The sequence below is a fragment of the Streptomyces sp. NPDC001156 genome, from assembly GCF_053598275.1.
Genome location: NZ_JBSFJX010000326.1, coordinates 1 through 6445 on the forward strand (window position 1 = coordinate 1; position 6445 = coordinate 6445).

At 68.5% G+C, this 6445-nt stretch carries 2 protein-coding genes and 1 pseudogene; 1 reads left to right on the forward strand and 2 read right to left on the reverse strand.

From position 1 onward, the window contains the following. Nucleotides 1-905: 905 nt before the first annotated feature. Nucleotides 906-2039, reverse strand: a pseudogene (pknB, locus tag ACWDA7_RS49220) (Stk1 family PASTA domain-containing Ser/Thr kinase); the annotation flags it as partial. A 698-nt stretch (nucleotides 2040-2737) separates the two neighbouring features. On the opposite strand from pknB, the gene ACWDA7_RS49225 reads away from it, so the two are divergent. After that, entirely contained in the window at nucleotides 2738-3658 is a 921-nt protein-coding gene (locus ACWDA7_RS49225) for a septum formation family protein (protein ID WP_450614281.1), read from the forward strand. 3 nt (nucleotides 3659-3661) lie between these two features. Here the strand turns inward: ACWDA7_RS49225 and ACWDA7_RS49230 are convergent, their stop codons facing one another. Then, nucleotides 3662-5815 carry a SpoIIE family protein phosphatase gene (locus ACWDA7_RS49230; protein WP_450614283.1) on the reverse strand — a complete coding sequence of 718 codons (2154 nt, stop codon included), beginning with the start codon at nucleotides 5813-5815 and terminating at the stop codon, nucleotides 3662-3664. Between the last annotated feature and the right edge of the window lie 630 nt (nucleotides 5816-6445).

Consider the following 6445-nt stretch of genomic DNA (forward strand, 5'->3'; position numbering starts at 1 on the left):
CTCATGCGCCGGCCGGCTGGCGATCAACCGAACGGGAGCAGGCCCGAACCCCCGTCCGACCCTCACACCGCAAGATCGCTTTGATAACGGCTTCTTAGAAGATGCGGGCACACCCCAGCTGCCTGGCCCCAGAGGCCCGTTCCGATTCCGTTACAAGCTGCGGAGTATCGCCGTCGTCCGCGCCCGTTGCCGTCACTGCCGTCGCGGTGCCCTGGAGCCGGCCTCATTGGGTACTGCGGCGCGAGCGTCTTCGCACCGACGCCCTCGACGCGATGCGGGACCGTCGACCCCGTCACCGCAGCGGCCCGAACCTGTCCTGTCGTCACGGCGACCGGCTCGGTTCATACGGTCTACTCAGTGCCGTGGCCAGGGGCTCAGAGCTCGGTGATCTGGCGCTGTGGGAGACCGTACTGCTGCGCTATGGGGTTCCACAGGGCGGCAGCCTTCTTCTTGGCGAGGGTCGCCTGCTCGCTGGCCGCGTTGCCTTGGTCGGTCTGCTCGGTTTTCGTCGCGTGGCCGTTAGGGCAGCCCTTGGCGCCGGCCACCTGATCGGCCCAGGCGGCGTAGTGGTTGTCGGCGGCGGCAGACGCCTTCCAGGCCGTGGTGAGCTGGGCCACCAGGTCGCCGTGGCCGGGTAGTTTGTCGAAGGTGAGCTGGGAGAGCTTGGTGACCAGGTCGTCGCGCCGGCTCGCGGCGGTGCGCAGGCCGGTCGCCGAACCAGCGAGGTTGCTGCACTGCTTGATGGAGGCGACCGCGTCGATCACCGCCGTGCGGCTGCTCTTGCTCGACTGCAGCAGCGCGTCGAGCGACTTCGCCTGGGCCTGCGCGGTGTCCGGCCCGGACTGGCCGCTGCCCGAGGTGGCGGAGGCGTTGGCGGCCGGCTGCTGGTCGTTGCCGCCAACATCGAGCACGGTGCCCACGACAATGCCGATCAGAGCGACGCCGGCCACGCCGATGCCTATGAGCGCGCCCAGCGACAGACGCCGGCCTCCGGCGGGAGCCGGATCGGCGTACCCGGCGTCGAAGCCGGCGCCGCCCGGGCGGCCCCCGTCGTCGCTGTAGCCAGATGGTTGCGGGGGCTGCTGGACAAACGCGGGACGCGGCTGCTGCAGCGTCGGCAGGGCGGTGGTCGGTGCGATGTCCGTGTAGCCGCCGTACCCGTTTCCGACGGCGCCGAGCGCAGCCATGGCGGCGACCGGCTGGCCGTCGAGGTGCGCCTCGATGTCCGCGCGCATCTCGTCGGCGGACTGGTAACGGTAGCCACGGTCCTTGGCCAGCGCCTTCAGGACGATCGCGTCCACCTCGGGGGGGATCTCAGGGTGGAAGACGCTCGGCGGTTGCGGGGCTTCGCGTACGTGCTGGTAGGCGACGGCGATCGGGGAGTCGCCGATGAAGGGCGGCCGAACGGTGAGCAGTTCGTAGAGGAGGCAGCCAGTGGAGTACAGGTCGGAGCGGGCGTCAACGGTCTCGCCCATCGCCTGTTCCGGCGACAGATACTGCGCGGTGCCGATCACCGCGGCCGTCTGCGTCATCGTCATGCCGGAGCCCCCCATCGCGCGCGCGATGCCGAAGTCCATCACCTTCACCTGGCCGGTGCGGGTGAGCATTACATTGGCGGGCTTGATGTCCCGGTGGACGATGCCGTTGCGGTGCGAGTACTCCAGCGCCTGAAGGATGCCGACGGTCATCTCCATGGCGCGCTCGGGCAGCAGCTTGCGACCGCTGTGCAGCAGCTCGCGCAGGGTCGAGCCGTCCATGTATTCCATGACGATGTACGGGATCAAGACGCCGTCGACGAAGTCCTCGCCGGTGTCGTGGACCGCGCAGATCGCGGGATGATTGAGCGAGGCGGCTGACTGGGCCTCCCTGCGGAACCGGGCCTGGGAGGACGGATCGTGGGCGAGGTCCACCCGCAGCGTCTTGACCGCGACGGTGCGGCCCAGGCGGATGTCATGGGCGAGATGGACCTCGGCCATGCCACCACGGCCGAGTATCGTGCCCACCTGGTAGCGGCCGCCATGGCGACGCGGCTCTTCCATAGTGAGTCCCCCTGCCTCTCCCTTTTCGGAGCCTCCCGGAGCCCGAACCTTCGGCCACTGGATTCGGGGAGGCGATGAAGCCCTCGCTAACCGCTTCGACGTGCGGCGACCGCAACGGCGACGGCGTGATCTTAGCCCGTTGTCCACCGTTCGGCTCGCCCCGCTGATCAGGCAGAGTCTCCGGCGCAGCGCGTGGGCGAGGCGGGGCATCTCAGAAACCTTCCGCGTACCGCTCGGCAGGCTTCTGAGCTCGACTATTGGGTCGAGCTGGGAGGCGATGAACCTCAGACACCCCCATCGGCCGTGGCTCCTGGCACGACTCCTAACGAAGTCGACACCCTCGGCTTGACCTGCATCACTGTGGACGTCCTCAGCGGACCCCAGGTCACCTGGGGCGGGATCCGACTGATCGGCCAGACGCCGTCAAAGCTCGCTGACGAGTTCCGGGCTCACTTGGACATGCTGGGCTCGAACGTCGTGATCACTCCTGAGGGAGACCTCTGCTCCGATGCGCTTGGGATTCTGCCCCGAGCCCAGCGGGCTGGCGATGTGCACTGGACAAGGACCAGGACAACGAGGTTTGCCTCACGGGAGTGCGCAATCGCCGCCGTGAGAGTCCACTGGGGTGACAGAGACGCCTGGTCGTGTGCGAGGATTCCGGCTCCGCATACGTGTTTGCCGAGGTCGACCGGAGACCCATGTCCGCCATACCGCCGCCCACGCCGTCTGAGCCCGGTTCCAAGCGCAACCAGAAGGGCCGCGGACTGGCGATCGCGGGCGTGCTAGCGCTCGGTGGGGTCGCGCTGGCGATGAGCCAGATCATCGGGGCAATCTCCGGTGACGCAGACGAAAATCCGGACGAGCGGATGTCCGGCGCAGGTGACCGGTCGGCCGTAAGCCTCGCGATGGGCGACTGCTTCACTAGCTCGCAGCACAAAGAGGTCTACTCCGCGGTACCCGTGTCGTGCTCCCGGCCACACGACGGCGAAGTGTTCGCCACGGTCGCTCTCACCGGGTCCAGCGGCGCCGACGACGTCCTCGCAAAGCAGTCATATCACCAGTGCAGCGATCGGTTGACCGACTACGTCATGGACGACTGGTCCTTGCCCCACACGATGGGCGTCAACTACTACTACCCGACCCGTGAGGTCCAGCAGTCGGTTAACAGGACCGCCACCTGCTTTACGGCCGACACGAACGGCCAGACCACTGGCAGCGTACGCGAGCAGGAGACCAGCCTGACGGCGGACCAGCTTGTCTTCCTCAGGCTGGAGCTGGCCTCCGCGCGCGTCTTCAAGACCTATCCGCACCTGGGCAGCGTGGCCGCCAACCGTGCCTGGGCTGCGAAGATGGCGGCCGCGCTGGACCATGAGGCAGATGGCCTCAAAATCGCCAACTGGTCTGCCGGTGCCAGGCCCAAGGTCACCGCCTACGTCGGGGAGCTTCGAAAGAGCGCCGAGCTGTGGCGCAAGGCCGTCGCGGCACGTTCGGACAACAGTTACTGGGACCGTTCTGACGACGCCTGGCCCCACCCTTCCTACAAGTACCAGCGGGACGTCCGGGAGGCCCTGCGGCTGGCTTCGGATGTCCCCGCCACCTCTTTCGGGCCGCCGTTCTAAGTCTCAGACGTCTGGCCAGACGCGGGTGCGGACCAGGAGCAGGCTGGCGTCGTCGAAGGCTTCCTGATCCTCGGCGGGTGCCATCGCGCGGGTGCAGAGCTCCTCCAGGGAGAGATCCGGTTGGGCGAGGGCGGTGCCCAGGCGGTGCATGCCCTGCTCGATGTCCTGGTCGCGGGTCTCGATCATGCCGTCGGTGTAGAGGGCGAGGAGAGCGCCTACGGGCACTTCCAGTTCCATGGCCTCGAAGGGGACTCCGCCGATGCCGAGGGGAGCGCCGGTGGGAAGGTCGGGGAAGCTGACCCGGCCCTGCGGGTCGATGATCGCGGGCGGGGGGTGCCCGGCCGTTGCCATGGTGCACCGGCGGGTGGCCGGGTCGTAGACGGCATACAGACAGGTGCCCACCACCGCGATGCTCTGCTCCGGAGCGTCGGCGTCTGCGTCCGCCAGTCGCCGGACGGTTTTGTCGAGGCGGGACAGCAGTTCGTCAGGGGGCAGCTCGATGTCGGCGAGCGTGTGGACCGCGGTGCGGAGCCGGCCCATGCTCGCGGCGGCGTTGATGCCGTGTCCGACCACATCGCCGACCACGAGAGCCACCCGGGCACCGGACAGCGGGATCACATCGAACCAGTCGCCCCCGACGCCCCTGTCCATGTCGGCGGGCAAGTAGCGCGAGGCCGCCTCGACCGCCGCACCGCCACGCAGACGGTGCGGGCGCAGAATGCGTTGGAGCGCGAGTGCCGCAGTGTGCTCGCGGCAGTACTGCCGGGCCCTGTCCAACGACACCGCAGCGCGCCTGAGAAACTCTTCGGCCAGGAGCAGATCGTCCTCCCGGAACGGCGTCGAATTCTCGGTGCGGACGAACAACGCCACGCCCAGCAGGACGCGCCGCGCGCGGATGGGCACGACCATCACGGAGTGCATGCCGGTCTCATGGATCTTCTGCGCCCGCACCGGGTCCCGATCGATCCATGTGCCCGGCGCGGTGTTTAGGACCGGCTCCATGTGTGACCTGCCAGTGCGCAAGACGTCGGTGAAGGGCGAAGCGGACGGAACGGGGACCGGCTCACCGCGCACCCATGCGGCTTCCGGGGCCCCCTGGCGGACCGAGGCCACGCCGGCACGCCTGAGAACGGGGAAGCGCTCACCGAACGAGCCGATGCGAACCGGAGCCCCCTCGCCGAACGGAACCGACTGCTCCAAGTCCACGGTGACGAAGTCGGCGAACAGGGGCACGGCGAGATCGGCCACTTCCTGACCGATCTGCATCACATCCAGGGTGCTGCCCAGGCGCGTGCCCGCCTCACCGAGAACCGCCAGGCGCTCGCGCTCTTGCCGGCTCTCGGTGAGATCAACGCTGATGGAGCACACCCCCAGCGCTCGGCCGTCGGCGCCCTGAAGACAGGAGAACGAAATCGCGTACGGGCGCTCCTCACCCAGACTCGACGGCAGCCACGTCCGGTACTCGTGGACCTTGGTGCTACCGCTCCTCAGCACCCGCCGCATCACCGCCTCCGCCGCTTCGCCTTCGGCATTGGGCCACACATCGGTGAGCCGACATCCGAGGCGCCGGTTACGGGAGGTGCCGTCGTGGCCCTCCTTCGCGTCGTTCACCCAGGCGCAACGCAGCTCCAGGTCACGGATGACGACGCCGATCCGCGCGCGGTCAAGAATCGACCCCCGCATCGATCCGTTCACCGCGTCCCCGGACGGCACGCCGATGTCTGTCGCGGACGCAAGCCACCGCACTGCTCCGTCCTGCCCTCGCATCAACGAGATCCGCAGGCCGACGTCGAGCATGCGGCCGTCCCGGTGGCGCACCCCTGAAGCGCCCGACCAGCCGTTCCGGGCACGGCACCGGTCGACGAACGCCGACATCGTCGGCGCTACCCCGAAACAAGGCAGGACGAGTACGGCGGACCGGCCCACCACCTCCCCGGCGGAGTACCCGACAAGCTGCTCGGCGGCCTGCGTCCACGCGACCACCGTCCCCTGCTCGTCGAGCAGCGCGAACGCAGTGTCGGATACGTGGGACGCGTGTATCTGCCTACCGAGTGTCAGTCGGTCGGTGCTGATCGTGGCCTGGGGCATCGGGTGACCTCCGGCGGCTTGGGAATGGGTAAGACGGGGTATAGCGCTAAATTCACCCTTACCGGACATCGACCGGATGGCGCTCTGCCCTGTGACAACGTCGCAGTCGTGGCTGATACCAGTTGGGCCAGTGAAGGCCCGCTGACGCGCTGCGAGGCGGGCGCAGCAAGTGGACTGCATGCGTGCGGCAGCCCAGGAACGGCGCCCAGGAGGCGAGCTTCTCTGCGACCGACCTCCGTGACGTTTCACCGACTGGCGCCGCGCTCGGCTCTACGAGGTGCTTGATCTTGCCGCGGAACCGACCGCCCCAGCCACAGCGGGTTTTCGCCCCCTATCACCCCTTCGCCGCTTGGCGGGCGGCCGGCGGCCGGGCCGGAGCGGGGCGCAGGCCCGAGGCTCCGGGCCGCGCGCCGCCGCGCTCTGCGCGGCGGGAGCGCCTTGATCAGGTAGGGGAAGTGTCGCGTCCTGCAGTTCGCGCCTCGTGAGGCAGAGCAGATCGGAAGTCGCCTTCGGCTCCTACGCCTAATAAGCAGTCGGCTTCACCGACGGGCTGCAACACCCCGGGTGTGTTGCAGCCCCTCGGCGACCGGACAGCCCGGACACCAGCACTTTGAGCTGTCCGGGTCGTTTATGCAGGTGAGCGAGTCAGCGCGCCTTCGGCGCGCGCCGGGGGCGTGGTAAATGCCGTAGCGCGCGCCG